Annotated in this window: 13 protein-coding genes; 6 read left to right on the forward strand and 7 right to left on the reverse strand. The window is 71.1% G+C overall.

The genetic code is table 11. The features are described from left to right. Positions 1 to 30 precede the first annotated feature (30 nt). Positions 31 to 1,242, forward strand: a complete 1,212-nt coding sequence (locus AB0O15_RS12135) for a hypothetical protein (protein WP_364317589.1) — start codon at positions 31 to 33, stop codon at positions 1,240 to 1,242. Between the two features lie 101 nt (positions 1,243 to 1,343). On the opposite strand, the gene AB0O15_RS12140 is transcribed toward AB0O15_RS12135, so the two are convergent. Then, positions 1,344 to 1,868, reverse strand: a complete 525-nt coding sequence (locus AB0O15_RS12140) for a sigma-70 family RNA polymerase sigma factor (protein WP_364317591.1) — start codon at positions 1,866 to 1,868, stop codon at positions 1,344 to 1,346. A 91-nt stretch (positions 1,869 to 1,959) separates the two neighbouring features. Continuing rightward, entirely contained in the window at positions 1,960 to 2,337 is a 378-nt protein-coding gene (locus tag AB0O15_RS12145; RefSeq protein ID WP_364317593.1) for a VOC family protein, read from the reverse strand. Between the two features lie 117 nt (positions 2,338 to 2,454). Here AB0O15_RS12145 and AB0O15_RS12150 point away from each other — a divergent pair, with 117 nt between their 5' ends. The 4 genes from AB0O15_RS12150 to AB0O15_RS12165 are packed head-to-tail and all read left to right on the forward strand — an operon-like array spanning position 2,455 to position 5,409. Next, entirely contained in the window at positions 2,455 to 2,985 is a 531-nt protein-coding gene (locus AB0O15_RS12150) for a SigE family RNA polymerase sigma factor (RefSeq protein ID WP_364317594.1), read from the forward strand. Then, positions 2,957 to 4,150, forward strand: coding sequence for a hypothetical protein (locus AB0O15_RS12155; RefSeq protein WP_364317596.1), 1,194 nt, complete (start codon positions 2,957 to 2,959; stop codon positions 4,148 to 4,150). Before AB0O15_RS12150 ends, AB0O15_RS12155 begins: the two co-directional genes overlap by 29 nt. Positions 4,151 to 4,160: 10 nt before the next feature. Further along, complete coding sequence (locus AB0O15_RS12160; protein WP_364317598.1) at positions 4,161 to 4,652, forward strand: beta-eliminating lyase-related protein; 492 nt, start codon at positions 4,161 to 4,163, stop codon at positions 4,650 to 4,652. 4 nt (positions 4,653 to 4,656) lie between these two features. Continuing rightward, positions 4,657 to 5,409 carry an alpha/beta fold hydrolase gene (locus AB0O15_RS12165; protein WP_364317599.1) on the forward strand — a complete coding sequence of 251 codons (753 nt, stop codon included), beginning with the start codon at positions 4,657 to 4,659 and terminating at the stop codon, positions 5,407 to 5,409. Positions 5,410 to 5,419: 10 nt separating this feature from the next. Here the strand turns inward: AB0O15_RS12165 and AB0O15_RS12170 are convergent, their stop codons facing one another. The 5 genes from AB0O15_RS12170 to AB0O15_RS12190 all read right to left on the reverse strand — a co-directional run bounded on the left by AB0O15_RS12170 (position 5,420) and on the right by AB0O15_RS12190 (position 22,037). After that, complete coding sequence (locus tag AB0O15_RS12170) at positions 5,420 to 8,773, reverse strand: family 16 glycoside hydrolase (protein ID WP_364317600.1); 3,354 nt, start codon at positions 8,771 to 8,773, stop codon at positions 5,420 to 5,422. Between the two features lie 170 nt (positions 8,774 to 8,943). Beyond that, positions 8,944 to 9,495: a helix-turn-helix transcriptional regulator gene (locus AB0O15_RS12175; RefSeq protein WP_364317601.1), complete on the reverse strand. Its 552-nt coding sequence runs from the start codon at positions 9,493 to 9,495 to the stop codon at positions 8,944 to 8,946. Between the two features lie 98 nt (positions 9,496 to 9,593). Beyond that, positions 9,594 to 11,567 carry a tachylectin-related carbohydrate-binding protein gene (locus AB0O15_RS12180; RefSeq protein WP_364317603.1) on the reverse strand — a complete coding sequence of 658 codons (1,974 nt, stop codon included), beginning with the start codon at positions 11,565 to 11,567 and terminating at the stop codon, positions 9,594 to 9,596. Positions 11,568 to 11,736: 169 nt separating this feature from the next. Then, positions 11,737 to 12,156, reverse strand: coding sequence for a hypothetical protein (locus AB0O15_RS12185; RefSeq protein WP_364317605.1), 420 nt, complete (start codon positions 12,154 to 12,156; stop codon positions 11,737 to 11,739). Positions 12,157 to 12,179: 23 nt separating this feature from the next. Continuing rightward, positions 12,180 to 22,037, reverse strand: coding sequence for a polymorphic toxin-type HINT domain-containing protein (locus tag AB0O15_RS12190; protein WP_364317607.1), 9,858 nt, complete (start codon positions 22,035 to 22,037; stop codon positions 12,180 to 12,182). A gap of 130 nt (positions 22,038 to 22,167) precedes the next feature. Here AB0O15_RS12190 and AB0O15_RS12195 point away from each other — a divergent pair, with 130 nt between their 5' ends. Then, entirely contained in the window at positions 22,168 to 23,688 is a 1,521-nt protein-coding gene (locus AB0O15_RS12195; protein WP_364317608.1) for a protein kinase, read from the forward strand. Positions 23,689 to 23,824: the final 136 nt, after the last annotated feature.

Below are 23,824 nucleotides of genomic sequence, written 5' to 3' on the forward strand. Positions count from 1 at the left end.
CTCGGGTCGCCGGACCGCCAGGGAGTTGCCGTGACACCACCAGATCGTCCGCTCGGGATGATGGAGCAAGCCCTGAGAGCGCTTGCTCGGCGGGCCCAGCCGCTGCACTTCGCCCTGGCCGCGGTGGTGTCCGGCGCGCCCGGCGAGGCCGGCTGGGGTGCCGCGCTGGCCCAGGTGCAGCGGCGCCACCCGCTGCTGCGCGCCGCCGTGGTGCCCGGTCCGGACGGGCCGTGTTTCGCCGGTCGGCCCGGCACGCCGATCCCGCTCCAGGTCACCGAGGCCGCTGACTGGACCGACTCGTTGGTGACCGAGATGACCGAGCCGTTCCCGGCCGGCCCGGCGCCGCTGCTGCGGGTCCGGCTGCTGCCCGGCCCCCGCCGCACCACGATCATCCTGACCGGGCACACCGCCATCGACGGGCTGTCGCTGGCCGTCGTGCTGCGGGACCTGCTGCGGACGCTGGCCGGCCGGGACCTGTCGGGCGGCACCCGGGCCCTGCCGATGGAGCACTACCTGCTCAACGGCGCGCGGGTCGAGGTAGGGCCGCACCCGTACCCGGTCGGCGCCCCACCGCAGATGATCGACGCCGCGCTGCCGCCGCGGGTCGACCGGATCGCGTTCGGGCGCGAGCTGACCGAGCTGGTCTGCGACCGCGCCCACCAGGAGGGCGTCACCGTGCACACCGTGCTGGCCGCCGCCCTGGCCGCGGCCATGCACCGGCTAGGGCCCGGCGCCGACGGTCGCGACCTGCGGTTCGGCAGCCAGGTGAACCTGCGCCGGACGCTGCCGGAGATCGGCGACAGCGTGGGCTTCTACTCGATCCCGGTGGTCAGGCCGAGCCCGCGGCGTGACGGCGGGCTGTGGGCGTCGGCCCGGCGGTTCAAGGACGACCTGGACATCTTCCGGCAGCCGGGGCGGATCGCCGAGGCGATGGCCCGGCTGGGCGAGATCAGGCGGGCGCTGCCGGACGGCGAGGATCCGGCCGGCTGGGCGCGGGCCATCTCGCAGACCCTGTCGTACGACATCCTGCTGACCAACCTGGGCGCGCTGCCGATCCCGCTGCGCTACGGACCACTGCGGCTGGAGGAGCTCTGGGGGCCGGCCGGGCTGGTCGGTTTCGCCGACGAGCACGTCGTCGGGGCGAGCACGGTCGGCGGCGACCTGACCATGCTCTACACCAGCCGGGACCCGGTGCCCGGGCTGCTGAGCACGGCCCGGGAGATCATCGGGAAAGGCATGTGAGGTGCCCGCCACCCAGCCCCCCAGCGGGTGGCGGGCACCCTGTGCCCGTTCCACCTCCGCCGCCCGGCGAAGCGCCCCGGACGCGCAGGTGGAACGAGTCATCACCCCGCGTCGAGCGCGAGCCGCAGCGAGCGCATCGCGTAGTGGGCGCGGGACTTGACCGTGCCGACCGGGACGCCGAGCCGCTCGGCCACCTCGTCGAGGCCGATGCCGCGCACGTACACCTCGGTCAGCACGGTGCGGTGGGTGGGCGTCAGCGCCCGGAAGGCCCGGCCGATCGCCTCGGCCGCGTCCGCGGTCTCGATCGAGTCGACGCGGTCCGGCACCCAGGTCAGGTCGATCAGTCCGATCTCGACCGGCCGGGTCTGCCGCCGCCGGACCGTGTCGATGGCGATCCGGCGGGCGACGGTGAACAGCCAGCGGCGGGCGTCGTCCCGCTCGGCGGGCAACGAGTCGAGGTGGCGCCAGGCCCGCAGCATCGTCTCTTGCAGCATGTCCTCCGCGGCCGGCCGCTCGCCCCGGTTGAGGCGCAGCAGGAACCGGAGCAGGGCCGGCGCGTGCTCGTCGTGCAGGGCGGTCATCCGCGCCTCCGCGTCGAGCCGACCGTCACACGCTGTGATTGTCATCCGATACCTCAGGTTGGCCCGGCCCCTGAGTGGACCGGCTGAGGATGAGTCAAATGCCCCGCTGTGGCGATCGAGTGGAGGAACTGTGGGCTCAGCCCTGGGGCCGCGCCTCGATCGCCTGCAGTGACCAGCTGTTGCCGTCCGGGTCACGGAAGTACACGAAGGTCCCCCACGGCTGCTGGTCGACGTCGCCGGCCTCGACCCCGGCGTCCAGCAGGTGCTGCCGCGCCTCGTGGGCGTCCGGCACCACGATCTGGATCTCCTGGCTGCCCGGCGTCTTCTCGGTGATGCCGTCGCCGAGCACGATCGAGCAGGCCGACCCGGGCGGCGTGAGCTGGACGAACCGCAGCCCGTCGTGCACCTTGTGGTCGTGGTCCGCGGTGAACCCGATCTTCTCGTAGAACGCCTTGGCCCGGTCGACGTCGGTGACCGGCACGGGGATGAGTTCGATCTTCCAGGTCGCTGTCATGCGCCCATCCTGGCGGTCATTGCGGCCAGTTTCCGTCCGGTTGACGACTTTCTCGTCATCGATGCAACCCGGGACGCCGAGCACTTCCTCTAGCTCTCGACGAGAGGAGACCGGCGCGTGGATGCCGAGTCAGAAGAGGGGTTCCGGCAGTTCGCCCGGGCCCGGTTCCAGCCGCTGCGGGCGCTCGCCTATGTGACCTGCGGTGACTGGCAGACCGCCGAGGACGCGGTGTCCGGGGCGCTGTCCCGGCTCTACCTCAAGTGGGACCGGGTGACCTCGCCCGAGGCGTACGCCCGGACCGCGGTGGTCCGGGCGGCGATCGGCGAGAAACGGCGCCCCTGGCACCGGGAACACGCGGTCGGCGAGGCGTTCCCGGACGTGCCGGCCCCGGACCGGTCCGGCGACGTCGACGAACGGCTGCGGATGCGCGCCGCCCTGCGCCGCGTGCCGCCCCGCCAGCGGGCCGCCCTGGTCCTGAGGTTCCTGGAAGGCCTGAGCATCGACGAGACGGCCGAGGTGCTCGGCTGCTCGCCGGGCACCGTCAAGAGCCAGACCAGCCGGGGCCTCGACACCCTGCGCGCCGTCCTGGCGACCGAGATCACCGAGAAGGGAGATGACCATGTCGTATCGCATCGAGGACGTGCTTGAGTCCGTGCAGGAAGGCGCCCCGGCGCCCCGGACCGACACCGACGCCATCATCGCGGGCGCGCGCCGGATCCAGGCCCGGCGCCGGTGGGCCGCCGTCGGTGGCGCGGGCGGCGCCGCCGTCGTGGCGGTCGCGGTGGTCGTCGGCCTCACGGGCGGCGTCCCACGCGCCTCGTCGCCGGGCACGCCCACGGCGGCCAGCCCCTCGGCCGCGCCCTCGAAGGCCGCCGAGCCGAAGACCTACACCCAGCCGAAGAAGCTCGAGTTCTCGATCGGCGAGTCGCGGACGGGCCGGTTCCACCTCGGCCCGGTCCGCTCGGTGAGCTACGGCTACCAGGAGGTCCCGGTGTACCGGGACGGCAACACGATGGAGACGGACGGCGTTCCGTACCCGTTCCCGGACGGCATGATCTTCCTGTACCGGCCGGGCGCCTACGACATCAAGCAGTTCGGCGTCCCCGAGCTCGAACGCGACAAGTTCGGCCCGCCGAAGGACATCACGATCAGTGGCCGGCCCGGCATCGAGCGCACGCTCTCCTACACGGTGCCCGACCTCACGGACATGAGGGCCAAGCTCCGGAACAACCCGCGGATGAAGCCGAACGACCCCAGCATCAAGACGCTGTCGCGCACCAAGACTGCCGTCGCCTGGAAGTACGACGGCGAGGCCTGGGCCACCTTCGTGCCGTGGACCACCCGCGAGGAGCTCAGCCGGGACGAGACGCTCAAGATCGTCGAGGCGCTGAACCCTCAGCAGGCCGTCGAGCCGATCCGGGCGCCGTACACGTTCGGCTGGTTGCCGGTCGGCTGGCGGCCGATCGCCGCGGAGCAGAACGCCGCCGGGACCAGCGAGTTCCTCTCCACGGTGAAACTCGACCGGAAGGTGCCGACCGGCGGGGAGCTGAGCCTCTCGTTCGACAACTACCCGTTCGGCGGGGAGCTGAGGATCTTCCACGGCAAGCCCAAGGACGGCAACGCGCCGGCCCAGGGCAAGAACGTGACGTGCACCGACGTCAACGGCTACTGCAGGATGACCATCGACAGCGAGCATTTCGCCGAGTTCCAGAAGGTCGGCCCGGGGCTGTCGATGGACGACGTCCGGCACATCCTGCGCGAGCTGACGTTCACCACGCTCGCCGATCAGAGCACCTGGAAGCCGCTGAGCTAGCGTTTTGATCATGCATGACGTGGACTCCCGGGAATTCGCCAGCGACAACTACTCGGGAGTCCACCCGGACATCCTGGCCGCGATCGTCGCGGCCAACGGCGGCCATCAGGTCAGCTACGGCCGAGACGTCTACACCGAGCACCTGCAAGAGGTGTTCCGGTCACACTTCGGCGCCGACGCACGGGCCTACCCGGTGCTCAACGGCACCGGCGCCAACGTGGTCGCGCTCCAGGCCGCGGCCGACCGCTGGGCGTCGGTGATCTGCGCCGACACCGCGCACATCCACGTCGACGAGTGCGGCGCCCCCGAGAGGGTGGCCGGGCTCAAGCTGCTGACGGTGCCGGCCGTGCACGGCAAGCTGACGATCGAGGCCATCCGGCGGGAGGCGCGCGGCTTCGACGACGAGCACCGCGCCCAGCCCCAGGTGGTGTCCCTGTCCCAGGATCGCCGAACTGGTTGCGGCCGCAACTCGGTGAACCAGGGGATCCACCGCCGTCGTTGAAGGCATGATTCTGGTTCATGGATTCGGACACGCCAGCTGGTGCTGGAGCCCGGTGACGGAACGACTGGCCGGGCGGGGCGTCGCCTCGGTGGCGATCGACCTCGACGGGCACGGCCTCAAGAGCACCATGCCGGCCACCTCGGTGACCGCCAGCTCGGCGGCGGCGACGCTGGTCGAGCAGATCCGCCGGATCGGGCAGGGTGAGCCGGCCGTGGTCGTCGCGCACAGCATGGGCGGCATCGTCGCGACCGCGGCCGCCGAACTGGAGCCCGCACTGTTCGCGCGGATCGTCTACGTGGCGGCGTTCGCGCCGGCGGCCGGCCGATCGGCCTTCACCTACCTGGGCGAGCCGGAGTTCGCCGGCTCGCTGGTCGCCGGCCTGCTGACCGGCGACCCGGCGCAGACCGGCCGGTTGGAGATCGACCTGACCAACCGGCCGGCGATCCGGGAGGCGTTCTACGGCGACGTCGACCCGCAGACCGCGGACGCGGCCATCGACCTGCTCTCCCCCGGTGCCCCGATCGGCATCCCGGCCGAGGCCTTCCCGGTCACCCGGGACCGTTACGGCCGGGTCCCGCACAGCTTCGTGACCTGCGCCAAGGACAACGCCGTCCCGGTCGCGGCGCAGCGCCGCTTCATCGGCGAGATCGACGCGATCGCGACGGCGCCGACCAGGGTCGCCGAGCTGGACACGGCCCATTCGCCGTTCCTGTCCCGGCCCGACGACCTGGTCGGCGCCATCCTCGATCTCTGCTAGGCGTGGTGCGTCAGCTCGGTTCGATCCAGATGTTGCGGTAGCGGACGTTGGCGCCGGCGTCGCCGTGGTCCTGGAGGCGGATGGGCAGGGCGGTCGGGCCCTCGGCGGCGCCGGCGCCGGTCGGACCGTCGATCTCGACGTTGTTGTGCACGGTGACGCCGTTCCACACGACGGTGGCGCGGGCGTTCTCGGTCTTGGTGGACCCGTTGTAGCGGGCCGCCCGGAACGTCACGTCGTAGCTCTGCCAGGTCTCCGGCGCGGTGCCGGCGTTCGAGGACGGCGCCCGTTTCTGATAGATCGCCGCGCTGTCGTCGTTGGCCAGGGTCGCCTTGCCGAACGTGTCGAGCACCTGGAGTTCGTAGCGGTCCTGCAGGTAGACACCGCTGTTGGCGCGTTGCTGGCCGGTCACGTCGCTGGGCAGGTTGGGCAGCCAGAACTCGACGTGCAGCTTGAAGTCGCGGTACGTCTGCTTGGTGCGGATGTCCCCGCCGAGCACCTCGGCCGAGCCGCCGGAGATCGGCCAGGTGACCGCGCTGCCGTCGGCGTTCTGGAAGGCGCCCAGGTTCCCGCCGTCGAACAGGGTGACCCGGCTGGTCCCGTTGTGCGTCCAGCGCTGCTGGGCCACGTCGGCCCAACCGTAGATCTGCAGCTGGGCACCGTCTGCGGTGGACCCGCCGGCCACGTCGAGCACCTTGCCCGACTGCGGGTTGAGCAACGAGCCGTTGGCCTGCTGGAGCCACACCTGGGCGGCGCTGTTGTTACAGGTGTAGAGCTGCACCTTGGTGCCGTCGGCGGTGCCGCTGTTGTCGATGTCCAGGCACTTGCCGAGCGCCCGGAGCGTGTCGCCGTCCCGGGTCCAGCTCTGCGCCGTCGAGTTGTTGCAGGTATAGAGCTGGATCTTGGTCTTGTCGGCGGTCTTCGCGCCGTCCACGTCGACGCACTTCCCGCCGATCCCGGTCAGGGTCCCGGTCTTCGGCGTGGCCGCGGCGGTGGTGCCGCCGACAGTCAGGCTGTCCAGGTTGACGTGCCCGACGTCGCCACTGTCCACCTTGAAGGCGATCGTGTTGCCGCCGGCCCGCAGGGTGACCGACTCGGCCTTGGCCGCCCAGGTGTCCCAGTTGCCGGTGTCGGCCAGGCTGATCTGCCGCAGCTTGGTCCCGTTGACGTACAGGCTGATCGTCTTGGCCCCCGGCGAGGGGTTCGGGCCGTTGCTGAACCGCAGCGAGATCGGGTACGCGCCGGCCGCCGGCACGTTCGCCGTGAAGGTCGCGGCCGCGCCGGCCGAGCCGAGGCCGGCCACGAAGCCCGAGCCGGTGTACCCGGTGTGGTCGGAGGCGACGCCCGCGCTGCCACTGAGCCCGGAGTTCTCCGCCTCGGCCAGGTCGGTCTTCAGGGTGGTGCCGTTGGCCAGGCTGTTCAGCGTGTACCAGGCCTCGGTGCTCCACAGCGACGCGCCGGAGGTCGAGGTGAACGGCCGCGGCGAGCGGACGTGCACGACCCGGCCCGGCTTGAGCCCGCTCAGTTTCAGCGTCACCTTGAGCCGGTCACTCGACAGCGTGGCCGAGGCGACCGGCAGGTTCTCCTCGTCGACCTTCGGGCCGCCGTAGGCCGGGGTGGAGACGTACCGCCACTGCTCGGCGCGGTAGCGGGCGGCCAGCTGGGTGGCGGTCGCCTCGGACACCGGCTGGGTGTACTCCAGCTCGAAACCGTCGGCGATCGCCCGCATGGCCTTGATGTCGAAGACGCTGGTGCTGTTCGGCGTCAGCTTCTGCAGGCCGTACGTCAGCTTGCCCTCCTGGCCCCAGTTGCCGCCGGCGCCGAGCCCGCCCACGTAGAGCGCGCCGTCCGGGCCTTGGCTGAGCCGCAGCACGCCCACCTCCAGGCCCTGGGTCAGCCGGAAGACCGCGCCCTGGTACTGGCCGTTGACCTTCTCCAGGTACGCGCGCTGGATACCGCCGTACGTGACGTCGCCGAAGAGCATCTGCCCCGAGTACGGCCCGGAGTTGAGCATCAGCGGGGTGCTCGGCGAGTTGGCGATCTCGTTCTGCGGCAGCCACAGCACCGGCTGGGCAACCGGCTGGTTGTCGAACGGGCCGTCCGGGTTGGTGTAGTGGCCGAAGAACCGGTCCTGCTTGATCTGCACCAGCTTGCTCGCCGGGAGCCAGCCGCCCTGGTTGTCGGTGACGAAGATGTCGCCCTCGGGACCCCAGCCGATGCCGTCCGGGGTGCGCAGGCCGCCGGCGACGTACTGGACCGCGCCGGTCGACCGGTTGATCTTCAGGGTGGTGCCGCGGTTGGCCGACCCCTGCGGCTCGGTGGTCGCGCCACCCAGGTTGATCGAGACCGACAGGTTCAGGTAGAAGAACCCGTCCTGGTAGAGCAGGCCGAACGCGAACTCGTGGAAGTTGCCGTCGAACGGCCAGGTGGCGACCCGGCGGAACTGGTCGATCGTGCCGTCGCCGTTGGTGTCGTTAAGCTCGGTCAGCTCGTGCTTCTGCGAGACGTAGATCTTCCCGTCGACGATCTTCAGGCCCATCGGCTCGCGCAGCCCGGTGGCGATCCGGCGGTACGTGACCTGGCTCGGCGAGGTGCTCCCGGTGACGCCGCTGAGGATGTAGACCTCACCGACGGTGGTCTCCTGGCCGCCCCAGGTGGCGATCGCGAGCCGCCCGTCCGGGAACCAGTCCATGGCGCTGACCTGCGGCTGAAAACCGCTGGGACGCAGGTTGGTGAGGGTGAAGCCGGGGTGCACCGAGGTCAGCGGCAGGCCGTCGCCCGGGCTGTCGGCGGCGCCCTCGCACTCCTTCTTGCCCGGCGCGGTCACCCGCACGACACCGGAGTCGGTGCTGAGGACGGTGTTCGGCACGACGGCGTACGCGCTCGCGCCCGGCGGCCGCCATTCCAGGGTGAGCTGCTGGCCGCCGTCCCGCTCGAAGAAGTCGATGCGCAGCGAGTGGTAGCCGGTCGTCAGGTTGGCGGCGCCCTCCACCGCGGTCGCGCCGTGCAGGCCGTCGTTGTTGATCACGAGGGCGTCGTCGATCCGCAGCCGCGAACCGTCGTCGCTGGTCAGCCGGAAGCCGTAGGTGCCGGCCGAGGTGATGTTGATGTTGCCGATCGCCTCGGCCTGGAACCGGTCCTCGAGGCCGAACTCGCCGGCCGTCGTCCAGTTGACCGTCGGCATCAGCTTGTCGATGTTCGGCGTCTGACCGGGCTTCAGCGTGCAGATCGCGTCACGCGCCGCCTGGAGGTCGTAGGTTCGCAGCGTGACACCGGGTTCCTGAGGTGGAACGGCGGCGTGGGCCGGCAGGGCGGGAAGTAGGGCTGCGGCAACGGCCGCCACGGACAGCAGCACCAGTCTCTTCATGGGCGCTCCAGACATCGCGCGAATCGACTTGTGTCGATGTCCCGAGACGCTAGGCCGCTTTGGAAACAAAGTAAACAACTTTTCGGTCGGAGATCGAAACTTCGGTATGCTCCGGACGAAAGTTAACCGGCTTTCCTAACGGCGCGGCCGGGCCTGAGGAGTTCCGGCGGTCAGCCCGCCTTCCACTGGGTCGTCAGGTCGGGGGCGATGGTTTGGGCCGCGCCCAGCAGCAGGGCCAGCTGGAAACGGTTCTCGACGCCCAGCCGGTCCATCAGCCCGCGCATCGCGTAGAGCACCGTCCGCCGGCTCAGACCCAGCTCGGCGGCCGCCTCCTCGTCGCTGGCGCCGCCCGCGAGCAGGGTCAGGATGCCCCGCTCGCGTTCGGTCAGCACACTCGGTGGGCCACTGTCGGGCGCCGGCGCCACGGCCGGGCGTACCGCCATCGCCACCGGGACGCGGCGGTCGCGCACCAGCGCGTTCACCTCGGCCACGGCGCGGGCCCGCCACAGCGTCCGGCCGCCGGCCCGGCCCAGCCGGCGGACCGCGTCGAGCGCGACCAGTTCGTCCAGCCCCCGGCCGACCCGGGTCGCCTCGACACCCAGCTCACGGCCGAGCCGGGCGCTGCTCGCCGGGCCGACCAGGACCAGCGTTCGATAGATCACTTCCGCCAGCGGGGTCAGACCCCAGCGCCCCACCGGCGCGGCCAACGCTTCAGTTGTCATGTGACCGTTCCCCCGTGCGCGCCCACGGACAGTGCCGTGGGCGCTACCGATCGATCCGGGTCGATTATGGACTGAGCGGGATCAGACGCGCCAGACGATCACCGGCGCGGTTTCGGAAGGGAATGCCCGACCAGGCGCGGCACGGAGCCGGTCGACCTGGCGGCGCCGGTGGGCACCTGCCGGGTGTACACCCTGGTGACCTCGTTCTGGTTGCGGAAGGCCACCATCCAGGACTGGCCGGCCGATCCGGTGTACTCGGCCAGTGTCGGATCGGTGACCGAGGGGTCGGAGACGTCGGGATTCAGCCGCTCCCAGGTGCCCCAGGTGTCCGATCCGGCCTCGGTCTCGAAGATCCGGTAGATCTCGTTGTCCTCGCCCCGGGCCACCACGGCCACCCGGCCGGACGGATCAAGCACCGCGACCGGCGTACCCACCGCGGTGAAGCCGGAACCCACGGCGCTCTCCGGTGTGGTGAAGCGCCCGTCCGCGTCGGTCTGGCGGGTGACGATCTCACCGGTCCGCGTCCGGCCGAAGACCCGGAGCGCCTGGCCCGGCATCACGACCACGGCCGGCGTCGCGTCCACCGCCGCGAAGACCGTGCTCGGCGCCTGCAGACGGCCGTCGACGTACCGGCTCAGCTCGACCCCGGCGCCGGTCCGCCGGGAGAACACGGTCGCCGTACGGTCGGCGCCGGCCACCGCGGTGACCTCCGGGTCGAGGCCGGAGATATCGCCGTCCCGCCAGGCCAGCAGGTCGCCGGACGAACCGTCCTGCGGACGGAGCCACAGGTGGCCGTCCACGTCGACGGCCAGCGCGAGCAGGCTGCCGTCGGAGAGCCGGACCGCGGCCGGACGCGAGGCCATCCGCCCGCCCAGGCTCTGTCCGGCCTGCCAGGAGGTGCTCGGCGCGGCGGCGCGGGTGAACGACCACACCTCGCCGGTGGTGCTCAGCGCCAGCGCCTGCAGGACGGACTGGCCGTTGGGCAGGAGCGCCGTCCGGCCGGTGAGGGCCGCGCCGCTGCTCACGGTCGAGAACTGCACCGTGGTGAAGCTGTCCGGGTTGGGCTGGTAGGCGTGCCGCAGCCGGCCGATGTTGTCGTTGTAGAGGTACTCGATCGGGCCGAGCGCGGTGCCGCTGGCCTGACCCTGCACCACCGACAGCGGCGCCGACCGCTGGATCGGGACCGACGTCAGCGGGGGGACGTGCCGATCGGTCAGGGAGCAGCTGCTGGTCGTCGCGATCACGGTGGTGAAGTTCCAGCCGGTGCCGATCCGCGTACCGCCGATCGGCCAGCTGAGCGTGTCCTCGCGGAAGCGGTAGTGGTTCAGGTCGCCGTTCGTCTTGCGGCCGAGCAGCACGTCGCCGCCCACCGAGAAGACATCCTGGGGGAAGATGCCCCAGCCGTCGCCGACCAGCCGGTTCCGGAGCCCCACCCAACGCTGGCTGGTCGACTCGTAGCGGCTCCGGAACAGGTCGCCGTCCGGCTCCCGGCCGAACAGCACACCCGGGCCGGCGGCCACGATCAGGTTGTAGCGGTTCCAGCCGGTGTCGATCACCCGGCCGTTGATCGGCCAGGTCTTGGTGGCCTCGTCGAACCGCCACTGGCGCAGCTTGCCGGCGCCGTCGACGCCGTAGAAGTCGCCGATCTCGTCCACCGTGATCTTGTTGCGGTTGGCCGGGTTGGCGTAGTCGGCCAGGTTGGTGCCCATCGCGACGCTCTCACTGCCGTCGACGATCTCCCAGGCCGTCCCGGTGTAGCGGTAGCGGAAGGCGCCGCTCGAGTTGATGCCGTAGATCCGGCCGTCGGGGCCGCCGAGCACCCGGTTGAAGCCGTTCCAGCCGATCCCGATGTTGATGCTGGTCGTACCCTGCGCCTGATCGGTGCCCGGCTTGTTGTAGACGTGCTTGTACAACTTGCCGTCCGCGGCCACCCCGAACAGCGTGGTCTGCGGCGCGCATTGGAAGGTGTCGGCGGCCTGCGCCGGGCTCACGGCCACGGCCACACCCACCGGCACGACGGCGGCGGCCGCGAGCACGGCCCCGCCCAGTCGTCGCCGAGTAGTCCTCATCATCGTCGATCTCCCCCGTGAACGTCTGATTGCCGCCCGCGCAAACACGGCCGGACAAGAATCCTGATCAGACGGCACACACACACGGGCGGCGATGCGGAACCGGTGAGCTGAAACTAGTCAGCGCTCCACACCGGAATCAACGACCTTGCGCAACTGCGCAACGACGCCGCTACCGAACGGGTTCCAGGATGACGTGCTTGACGTCCTCGTCGGGTTCGTCGATGGCCGGGGAGTACAGGCTCATCCCCAGTCCGCCGAACTTCAGCGACTCCGATTCGAACTCGTCCGGCCGGAAACCAGCATCCGCCATCTCTCGCAACACGTCGCCGAGAGGCCGGCCGACCAAGGAGATCCCGTTCCACACCACGTCGAACGAGTCGGACATGTCTATCGACACCAACCTGTCCTCCGCGTCGTACATCAGAACGAGGGTCATGTCGTAGTACGAGTCCAGGACGCCGCCACCGAATCGTTCGAACGGGACGTGATCACCCAGCCGCTCACGATGGACAGCACGTGGTTCGCCGAAGCGCGCCTCACGAATACCTTCGGCGGTGATCACCTCGAAGGGCTCACTCCTGCTGTACACAATTCACCCCGGTCAATCGGTGATCAGCCGAACGTGCCCCCATCTAGGCTCCCCAGCATCTCGAGAATCGCCCCGTCGTACTTCGTTCCGAACCTGCTTCTGACATCGTTGATGTCGTTCCACATCGCGCCCGCCACATCGCCTCGGGCGATGAAGTCCCGCTGCATCTCCCGGTAGGCCGCCTGGACCGAACCGGGCCCGCCGCTCGTACTGTACAACTGGGCATGATCCGCCCTGTCCATCTGGATCGCCGGACCGCGTGGGAACGAGAGACCGGGGCCGGTGGTCGAGTGCGGCGGCATGTGGTTGATCTCGATCCCGGGCGGATTGACCCGCCTGCCGTCGGACGTCGTCATCTTCAGATCACCGTGCCGGCCACCACGGTAGACGTGTCCGGGATCGGCCCGGGGCTGCCGGCTGGAGCAGGAACAGGCCTGCCCGTTGGCGTTGGTGCCACCGCCACAGTTGTGAACCAGGACCGGTTCCGTGCCGGCGAGCACGTAGTACGTATGCAGACCGTCGACGGTCAGGTTGTAGACGCGTTCGTACTGCGTCCGAGAACGCGTCGAGACAACCTCGGCGGAGCGGTGGTCCGCCGTTTCGAACCGGTAGCCCGATTGGAGATCCGCCGCGTTGACCCATCGGCCGACGCTCTCGACCCAGAACGGATGTCCCTCGGTAGCGGTCAGCTCGGCCGTCGACGAACCCTCGGCGGCGTCCACCTCGACCGTGACGTCGACCAGGTTCTTCGATCCCTCGCCGACGATGACGTCCGTGACCATCCGGTCCTCGGTGCGCCCGGTGGTCGGGTCGGTGGCTTTCACGGTGTCGCCGGCCTCGACCTCGGTGATCGGTTTCGCTTCTCCGTCGGCCAGAAGCACCGCGGTGTCGCCCGTGAAGCTGTTCCCTCCGCAGCTCTTGGCACGGCCACCGCTGACCGCGCCGAGGCCGGCGGCCAGGGCAACACCCCCGAGATCGACCCGACCGGTAGTGGCGTACTGCGTCACCGCGTCAGTCACGCCACCGGTCACCGCGCCGGCCGCCGCCCGGCCGATCGCTCCGACTCCCTTCGCCGCCAGCCCTCCGACGACCTTGGCGCCGATCGCGCCCGCGCCGGCACCGAGGAGGCCGGTGACCGCTCCGGTGCCTGCCGAGAAGGCGGCGTCCTTCCAGCTGTGAATGTTGCCCTGCGCGGCGTCCTTGGCCAGGTTGACCAGCGCGGCCGCGCCGACCATGCAGGCGAGCGCCCCGGCCCCGGCAGTGATCGCGGTGCAGGCCAGACCGGCCGCGATACCACCCACGATGGCCAGGCCCTCGATGATCAGGTTCTTGTGTTCGGCGACGAACTCGCCCACCGCCGCCGCGGCTTTCGACACCGTCTCGATGACCGCGCCGACCTTGGCCGCCGCCGCCTGGTAGAGGGTGGTGGCGAACTTCTTCGGGTCGGTGATCGCCGTGACCGCGACCGACACGACGCTCGCCGCCAGCTTGGCCGTCGTGGAGACGACCTTCCCGATGGTCTTCAACAGCGGTTTGGTGACCGCCGCCAGGACCGGCAGCGGCGTGTACTTGACCGCCTGGGCAACCGCCTTCTTCGCCGCGGCGGTGACCGCCTTGGCCGCGGCCTGGGCTCTGGCCGCGGCTGCGGCCGCGGTCTGTTTGGCCCAGTTGACGGCGCTCTTCACACCGTTCTTGACCGCGTTGACAACCGTCGACACGGCGCTGGCGGCCTTGTTGTACAACCACTCCGCACCGCGCATCAGCGCGCTGCCGAGGGCGCTGATCGCCGACGACGCGTAGTTCCAGGCCGTGCTGGCGACGCTCTTGACCGTGTTCCAGGCCGAGCTGGCGGCGTTGGAGACCGCACCGGCGGCCTTCTTGACCCAGTTGGGCCAGTGGCCGTCGGGGTCGTCGAAGTCCAGGGGCGCCCCCGCGCCGTAGGTGTACTTGTTGGCGAGGATCGAGTCGCCGCCGGTGTACATCGCGTTGTCCCGGGAGGTGAACGTGCCGGTGCCGGGTTGGTACCAGCGGGCGCCCATGTCCACCTGGCCGGTGGCCGGGTCGGTCCAGTCACCCTGGAAGCCGATGGCGCTGGTCCGCTGCTCGGTGGCGGTCCGTTCGCCCCACGGGCTGTAGGCGGTGGAGCCGGCCGGCTTGGTCGCGTTCGGGTCGGCGGGGTCGAGCTCGGCCACGATGTCGCCGTGCCCGTCGGCCAGGGTCAGCCGTTTGACCGTGCCGACCTGGGTGGCGACCAGGTCGTCGCCGGGGCCATGGGCATACTTCTCGTTGGCGTAGGCGACCGGGGAAGCGCTCGCGCCGGCATAGGTGAAGGCGATGCTGTTGCGGGCCGAGACACGGTCCAGGCCGTCATAGGTGTAGTTCTGCCCCTGCGACGAGATCAGCCGGTCGAAGGCGTCGAACGAGTACTGCTCGGACAATCCGGAGCTGGTCCTGGTCCTGAGGGTGCCACGAGCGGTGTAGGCGTAGGTGAAGTCTCCGTCCGACAGCAGCCGGTTGCGCTCGTCGTAGGTGGCGGTCTTGGCCCCGGCACGGATCCGGTTGCCGGAGTCGTCCCAGGCGTAGGGGACCCGCCCCGCCGACCCGGTCCAGGCGGTGAGGCGGCCCGCCCAGTCGTACTCGTAGGTATTGGTGCCGCTGCCCGCCGTGCCGGCCGTGGTCTTGCTGGTCACGTGGCCGTTGCGGTCGTATCCGTAGGCGACCGAGGCGACCACCGTGTTGCCGGTCTGACGCAGCGTGTCCGACGCGAGGTGGCCGTAGTCGTCGTAGGCGTAGGTGCGCACCCGACCGGCGCCGTAGTCGATCGTCTTGACCGCACCCGCCGCGTCGTACCCGAAGGTCTGGGTGGTCGAGGTCAGCCCGTCGGTGACCGTCTTGAGGCGGCCGCGGTCGTAGCCGAAGGTGGCCGTACCGGCGGCGTCGGTGCGGGTGGCGAGGTTCCCGTCCGCGTCATAGCCGAACGTCGCCGTGCCGGACGGCCCGGAGGAGCCGAGCAGCGCGCCGCGGTCGTTGTAGCTGAACGTGTCCGTGCCGGTTGGGGCGTTGACGCTGGCGAGCCGCCCGGCCAGGTCGTAGCCGAGGGTGCGGGTGCCGGTGGCCGCCTCGGCACCGGCGCCACTCTCGGTGCGCATTCGTCCGGCCGCGTCGTAGGTGCGGGTGCGGGTGACGTTGCCCGGGGCGGTGAGCGTGGTCGGGAGGCCGTCCCGGTCGTAGGCGACGGTCCAGGTGCGGTCGGCGGGCGTGGTGTGCGCGGCGGTGGCCGGCTCGACCACCGACTCCTTCCGGCCCAGGCTGTTGTACGTGTAGCGGGTGACGTTGCCGCGGCCGTCGGTGTATCGGGTGCGGTTGCCGGCAACGTCGTAGCCGAACGAGGTGGTGATGCTCTTGTCGGCGCTCACCGGCTCGATCTGGCTCGAGAGCTGGCCGGCTCCGTCGAACACGTAGGTCGTGGTGTGGTTGTCCGGGTCGGTCGACGTGGTCAGGTTGCCTCCGGCGTCGTAGCCGTAGGTCTGGGTGCGCAGGACCTCCTCGGTGCCCGGCTTCAAGTCACTCTCTGACGTCTTGTCGCCGAACTGGTTGTAGACGGCCCGGGTGGCCCGGCCCACGGCGTCCACCTCGCGCACCTGGCGGCCGCGGTAGTCGTACCCGAACTGCTGAACCTCGCCGGTGGGCTCGGTCTTCTTGACGACCTGGCCGAGAGTGTCGAAATCGGCGCGCAGGACGGTGCCACCGGCCCCGGTGATCGAGCGTGCGTTGCCCGCGTCGTCGTAGGCGATTCTGCTGGTGAAGGCGCCGGGCTGCGGGTACCGCTCGATCTGGGTCGTGGTCACGGCCCGGTCGAGGTCGTCGTAGGTGGACTCGGCGCGCGCTCCGGTCGGCCCGGTGGTGGAAAGCAGCTGGCCGGTCCGGGTGTACGTCATCCGGGTCAGCCGTCGCTGTTCCTCGGTGTCCCCCGGCTCGTCCCGCACGACCAGCCGGTTCAGCTGGTCGTAGGTGAATCGGGTGGTGGATCCGCCAGGGGTGGTGACGGCGATGACGTTGCCCAGCGGGTCGTAGGAGGTCAGCGAGACCGGCGTGATCGTCTGGGACGCGCCGGGCGCCACATACGACGGCTGAACGGTTCGCACGGCCCGGCCGAGCTTGTCGTACTCGTTCCTGGTGACGTTGCCGAGCGGATCACGGTCGGTGGTCTGCCCGCCGAAGGTGTCGTAGCCGACGACCGCCACCGGGCGGACCGTGCTGGTCGTGCCGTCCGGGTTCTCCGCCGTGACCGCCGGCGCGGTGGTCCGCACCTGCCGGCCGGCCTCGTCGTAGTCGTAGTTGGTGACCAGGCCGCGCGGGTCGGTCTCGGTGAGTCGCAGGCCGCGCCGGTCATAGGTGTACGAGGTCACGCGCGTCTGCGTCCCCGCGGTGACCGTCTCCTTGAGCGCGTTGCCCGCGTCGTCGTAGTCGAAGGTGACCAGGTCGGTGGGCTGGGTCTCGAAGCCGGGGATGTTGGAGCCCCGGCCGGTCGAGCGGGCCGTCCGGGTGTTGCCGTTCTCGTCGTAGGTGAACGTGGTGGTCCGGGCGATCCCGCCCGGGTCCTGGACGGTGGTCAGCACCTTGCCGACCCGGTCCACCGTGTTCGTGGTGACCCGGGTGCCGTTGCCCTCGGCCTTCCTGGTCAGGTGGCCGGCGCCGTTGTAGGTGTTCTCCTCGATGACGTGCTCGCGGGTGGCGCCGGTCGCCGGGTCGCGGTAGTTGACCAGGGTGACCTTCTGGAGCAGGTCGTCGCCGTAGTAGCGGTACTCGAGGCGGCGGCCCATCGCGTCGGTGTCGCTGGCCAGGCGGCCGGCGAAGTCGTACGAGTACTTGTGCAGCACCAGGTAGTCGCCGGTGCCGGGACTCGGGGTGCCCTCGGGGTCGCTGCGCCAGGCGCGGAGCCGGACCTCGGCCTGCTTGTTGCGCGCGGTGTACGCGTAGTCGTACCGGTTGCCGCAGGCGTCCACCTCGGACACCTTGTTGCCGAACCGGTCGTACGCGTAGGTGGTCTCGCCGCCCTCGGGGTCGGTGACCAGCGTGGCGTGGCCGTGCTCGTCGTACTCGGTGGTGGTCACCCGGGCGGTGTCGCCGCCGAGCAGGTCACCGATGGTGACCTTGGTGACGTTGCCGTCCGCGTCGAACTCGTTGACCACCTGCTGCTGGTGCTTGACGCCGGTGACCGCGTCGGTGGTGACCGGCCGTGTCACCGACTTGATCTTGCTGTTCGTCTCGTAGGTGTACGTGCTGGTCAGCCCGGCCGGGAAGGTGTCCGTGGTCTCCTTCTCGGTGAGCCGGCGGCCGATCGGGTCGTAGGTGTACTCGGTGAACATCCCGGACGGCGTGGTCACCTTGGCCAGGTCGCCGTTCTGGAAGTACGAGTAGCGGGTCTGCTTGCCCCGCGCGTCCTTGGTGCTGGTGATCAGCCCGGGCGGGATCTGGCCGCCGCCGGCCGCCGGTTCGGTGCCGTTGGAGTAGTCGTGGTCGACCCGGCTGCCGTCGGGGTTGGTCTGGACGTCGGGCTGGCCGGTGAAGTCGTAGGTGTACGTGGTCAGGTAGGTGTCGTCGGTCTTGCTCGCCGACCGGCCGTCCCGGGTCTGGATCACCAGGTCGCCGCGCGGGTCGTACGGGTCGGCCGTGGCCGGGTAGACCGACCACGTGGTGAAGCAGTGGTCCTTGTCCTCCCGGCAGGTGGTGCGTGACTCGACGTTGCCGCGGGCGTCGTAGCCCATCGTCACCGTGTCGCCGTTCTCGTTGACGATGCGCTTCTGGTTGCCCTTCTCGTCGTACTCGAAGCTGCGCACCGACAGCCCGTCCAGCGTGTGCCGGACGAAGACCGGGCCGCCCGCGTCGCCCGGGATCACCGTGCAGAACGCCGGGTCCTGCGGGTCGGGCTGCGGGCAGGTGGTGGTGGGCGGCGGGTCCGGCGGGGTCTCGGTGGGCAGGCCGGTGTCCTCGGGCCGGGTCTCCAGGCCGACCGGCAGGCCGGTACGCAGCAGGCGGCCGGCCAGCGCGTCGTACTCGAACAGCTGGGGCCGGTTGGCCGGGTCCAGCACCTGCACGCTGCGCCGCAGGTCGGAATCATTGCCGTAGACCAGCGGCGCGCCGATCTTCCAGGTGCCGCCGTTGTCGTCGGTGTACTCCTTGATCCGGTCGATCGCGACGTCGTAGGTGATCTCGGCGCCGATCCGGCCACTGGGCAGGGTGACCCGGGACATCTGCGACGCGGGCGTGGTGGCGGCCCGGTAGTGGGCCAGGACCGCGGCCGGGCCGAGCGGGTGGCTGTAGACCGCGACCTCGTCGATGCCGCCCTGGAAGTGCCGCTGGGCGTTGCCGCCCCAGCCCGTCCAGGTGGCCGGCGAGGTGGCGTAGGCGGCGCCGATCTGGTTGACGGTCAGGTCGGAGTGCTCGATCGCGGCGCCGGCCCGTTCGGCGACCTTCGCGCCGTCCAGGTAGAGCGTCTGGGTGCTGCCCATGACCGACAGCACCGCGTGGTGCCACCGGTCGTCCCAGACCGTGGCGGTGGAGGCGAGCGGCGCGGGCGTGCCGGTGCCGAACTGGCCGCGGAGCCGGCCGTCGGTGCCGGTGTAGAGCACCGGGACGCCGGCGCCGGAGGCCGTGCCCAGCGCCTTGTCCTGGTAGCCGATCAGCGGGCCGCCGGTCTGCGTCGGCCCGACCTTGAACCACACCTCGACGGCCGCGTCCCGGCTCTTCTTGACCGTGCCCTTGGGCAGCTCGACCGCTGAGTTCGTGCCGTTGAAGGTGGCCGCGGTGTCGGTCACCCCGGCGATCGCCCCGGCCGCCTTGACCGTGACGTTGCGGTACGTGCCGGCGTCCTTGCCCAGGTTGACCGCGATCGAGCTGGCCGCCGCGGTGGCCTCGCCGTCACCCAGCCGCCAGTAGCCCTCGGGCTTGCCGTCCAGGACCATGCTGCGGTAGTGCGAGCCGGCGGCGTAGTCGTACACCGTGCAGGCGGTCGCGCCGGCCGGTGGGCAGACCTTGGTGAGCAGATCCCCGGTGTACGTGTACGTCCAGGTCAGCGCGGCGCCGTCGACCTTGTCGGTGCTGACCGTGGCGACGTGGTTGCCGTTCCAGGTGAAGGTCAGCGCCCGGCCGGCCGTGCTGGTCTGGCTGTTCGACGCCTGGACCTTGGTGACCTTCCCGTTGGTGTAGGTCAGGTTCACCGACCGGCCGGCGATGTCGGTGATCTTGCTGAGCGGGCTGGGCACCCCGGCCGCGGCCAGCGCGAACCGGTACACCGCCCCGGACTTGTCCTGCAGCGTCCAGGCCGACGAGTCGACGCTGAGCTTGGCCGTCCGGCCGGGTGGCGCGGCGAAGGTGCCGTCCAGGTTGCGGCCGAAACGCACCGCCTGGCCGTCCGGATAGGTCACCACGACGTTCCCGGAGCCGTCGTCGTCCGGCACGATCTTCATGTCGTAGCGGGAGGACCAGCCGGCGCCGAACGCCGAGTCGGTGCGCGGGTCGAGGCTGTTGTACGTCCGGGTCAGGTTGAGCTCGGGGCCGGCGTTGGTGACGGCCGCGTCCAGGGCGGCGGTGCGGTAGTTGCCGACCTGGGCGTCGTACTCGGTGTCCTGGCTGGCGTAGGGCGCGTTGGCGATCCGCGAGGTGATGTCCGGCTGCGGCACCGCCGCCAGCAACGCCATGTCGGGCGAGGTGACCTCGTTGGCGCCGTCCTTGACGTACGCCCGCCAGACGTAGTTCTTGCTCCAGGCCAACCGGCCGGACGGCACCGGCCACGACGGTTTCGCCTGGTAGCCGGAGTTCTGGCAGTTGGTCGGGGCGCCGGTGTCGGGCTGGTCGCAGAGCTCGAACTTGTACTGCAGGACGCTGCCGGGCGGGGCGTCGGTGTCGATCGCCCGGGCCCACAGCAGCGGGGTCAGGGTCGGCGTCTGGTAGCCGTTGGGCGGGTAGACCTCGGCCACGACCGGCGGCACGTCGAAGACCTGGAGCACGATCCGGCCGGGTGGCACCTGGTGGTCGGTGAAGACGTCGCCGCCGGTCCGGACCATGGTGAAGTCGAGGAAGTAGTTGCCCGGCTCGATCGCCTTGATCGTGGCGTCGAGGGTGATCGACTCGCCGCGGGCCACCGTGCGGGGCAGGTTGGCCGACCGCTGCTGGGTGACCGCCGCGCCCGACTCGGTGTCGTACGCCCGGTAGGCCAGGTAGTAGTCCGACGGCGTCCACGCGTCGGCGCCCAGGTTGGTGACCGCGACCTGGACCTTGCCGTCCTGGTTGCGCAGCACCGCCGGCTCGGGCACCGGCTTCGGGATGGCGTAGGTGGCGTTGTACGGGGTGTGCGTCACGTACAGCTTCGGCGGGTTGGCGCCCGCCGCGCCGAACTTCTTCCAGGCCAGCGAGTCGGAGGTGCTCGCACGCAGGGTCAGGCCGTTGTCCGCCTGCTGGCCGTTGGCCCAGCGCTGGACCAGGGTGGAGCCGGCCACCCCGAGGTCGATCATCTCGGCCGCCATCGGGCACGACGACTGGGACTGGCCGGTGGGGATGTAGCCGTACGCGAACTGCTGGCTCGCGATCGACCCGCCGTACGACGGCCCCGGGTAGCTGAAACCGCCGCCGGCCGTCCAGGCCTGGGTCACCGGGTGCACGGTCAGCGGGCGGGCCCGGCAGGACGGCGCCTCGAAGTTGGTGACCACCAGCGCCGCGCCGAAGATCTGGTGGTTGCGCAGGTCGGACATCCCGCCGAACTTCACGTACGAGGCGGTGTTCTGCCCGTTCACCCGGCCCACCTCGAGGGCCTCCGGGTTGCCCACCGACGAGCTGGTCCGCACGGTCATCAGCTGGGTGGCGCCGGACTCCTTGACCGGCGGCCCGACCGTGGGGTCGACCAGCACCGGGAAGGTGCGGGCCGGGTCCCGCAACCACGCGGAGTCGACGGTGACCTTCAGATCCTTACCGACTAGTTGGTAACTAACGGCCTCGGACCGGGCCGGTGTGGCGGCGGAGTCCACCATGAAGCCCGGCGGGATGACCGCGCGCGGCCGGCCGGTCGCGTCCGACAGGACCACCGACCGGCCCCGCATCGACGCGGTCAGCCCGGTCAGCCGCAGCGGGAACGTGAAGGTCGCCGGCGCCGAGGCCGACCGCAGCACCAGGGTCTCCTTGAGGGTGCCGGGCCGCGACTCCAGCCGCAGGTCGACGCCCGGCCGGACGCCGGGATAGACAACCGCGTCCCCCTGGGTACGCCCGGCGACCGCGCCCGCCCCGGCCAGCCCGTAGGCGAGCCCGTGGCCGGCGTCGAAGGTCATCCGCACCAGGTCGGCCGCGTCGGCCCGGGCCGCCAGCCGCAGGTCGACGCTGTCCGAGGTGTTCCGCCAGCCGCCGCCGGCCTGCCCGGCCAGGTCGCTGTCGATCGGCGCCCAGGTGCCGTCCGGGCGCTGGTAGTTGGTCGGCTCGGCGGAGAACTCGGTGGTCTGGCTGCCGTCGGTGTTCTGGTAGACGCGCTGGTCGGCGCCGCGCAGCGAGGGGAGCTCACGGCTGGTCGCCCGGTCGAACCCGGTCCGCTTCCCGGCCGGCGCCTTGGCCACCTTGGCCTTGTTGCGCGGCCCGGCCGGCTTCTGCGGCAGTGTCTTCTGTGGATACCGGCCGCGCTCCGACGGCGGCACCACGCGGTTGCCGCCCCTGCCCGCCGCCCGGTTCTTCCCGGCCGCCGTGCCCCACTGCTGGCCCGGGCCCTTGGCCGCGGCGACCCGCTTCTCCCGCTCCTTGGCCGGGGGCGGATCACCGGCCTGGCATCCGGCGGAGAGCGCCATCGTGATCGCGACGAAGATCGCGATCGAGCCCTTCCACGGGCGGTCGCTGCGCGCCATCCGATCCTCCCCCAGGTCGGCTGCGGTGGCGCGACGCTATCCAGGGCGGCCGATGCGAATCAACGAACCTGCACATAAGCGCAACCCGGTGCGCGTGTGCCTTCGGGGTGATCCGGGTACATCAAGGTTCATGACTACCAGCCCTGCCACCGTCCAGGGCCGGTACCACCTCGGTCGCGAGCTGGGCGCCGGCGGCATGGGCCGGGTGTGGCTGGCCCGGGACGACAAGCTCGATCGCGAGGTCGCGATCAAGGAGATCCTGCTGCCCGGCGAGCTGGTCGAGGCCGACCGGGAGGCGCTGAGCCGGCACATGCTGCTCGAGGCGCGGGCCAGCGCCCGGCTGGCCCACCCCAACGTGGTGCGGGTCTACGACGCGTTCGAGCAGGACGGCCGGGCCTGGATCGTGATGGAGTACGTGCCGTCCCGCTCGTTGCAGCAGGTGCTCGACACCGACGGGCCGCTGACGCCGGAGCAGGCCGCGCGGGTCGGCCAGGCGGTGCTCGCGGCGCTGGTCTCGGCCCATCGGGCGGGTGTCCGGCACCGCGACGTCAAGCCGGCGAACGTGCTGCTCGGCGACGACGGCCGGGTGGTGCTCACCGACTTCGGGGTGGCCGCGGTCGACGGTGAGAGCGTCGTGACCAGTTCCGGCCTGGTCGTCGGGTCGCCGCAGTACATGGCGCCCGAGCGGGTCAAGGACGGCGAGGGGCACGAGGCGGGTGACCTGTGGTCGCTCGGCGCCACGCTGTACGCCGCGGTCGAGGGCCGTCCGCCGTACCGCCGGGGCTCGGTCATGGAGACCGTCACCGCGATCGCCGCCGAGGAGCCGGAGCCACCCACCCAGGCCGGGCCGCTCCTGCACACGCTGGCCGGGCTGCTCCGCAAGGACCCGGCCGAGCGGATCGACAGCGCCGAGGCGGCCCGCCGGCTGCGCGAGGCCGCCGCCCCGCCGGCCACACCCCGCCGGGGCTGGATCTGGATCGCCGCGGCGTCGGTCGTGCTGCTGCTCCTGGCCGGCACGGTGGTCTGGGTCGTCTCGCGGCCCGATGAGCCTCGCCGGCCCTCGTCCCCGGTCGCCGCGCCCTCGGCGCCTCCTTCGGCGGCTCCCTCGGCCGAGCCCTCCGCCGTGCCGTCGTCGCCGCCCGCGTCATCGGCCACCGAGCCGCCCGCGTCGGCCCCGGCGGCGAGCACCCCGCCGACGACGACCATCGCGGCGGCTCCGCCGGCGGGCTGGCGCCGGTACACCGACCCGACCGGCTTCTCGCTGTTCGTGCCCGAGGGCTGGACCCGGTCCAAGGAGGGCACGATCGTCTACTTCCGCTCGAAGGGGCGGGTGCTGGGCATCGACCAGACCAGCACGCCGCAGCCCGACCCGGTGGCCGACTGGCGCGGCAAGGCCGACTACCGGCACGGCCGGGGCGACTTCCCCGGCTACCGGGAGATCCGGATCAAGGAGGTCGACTACTGGCAGAAGGCAGCCGACTGGGAGTTCACCTTCACCCGCTCGGGCGTCCGCCAGCACGTCAACAACCGTGGCTTCATCACGTCCAGGAAGCAGGCGTACGGCATTTGGTGGCAGACCTCGGACAGCGCCTGGGCCGGCGCCGAGGACGAGCTCGACCTGGTCTTCAAGAGCTTCCGTCCCAAGGCCTGACCCAGCAGCTGGGCACCCGGGTGCTGGTCCGGCTGAGCGGCGAGCTCTCCCTCGAACCGCGCCGCCGGCCCGGAACGCCCTGCTGAAGAGCCTGGTCGTCGTCCGCTCCGCCGCCGGCGCTCTGGCGGCCCCGTTC

The sequence above is a fragment of the Actinoplanes sp. NPDC089786 genome, assembly GCF_040684855.1.
Classification (GTDB): Bacteria; Actinomycetota; Actinomycetes; order Mycobacteriales; family Micromonosporaceae; genus Actinoplanes.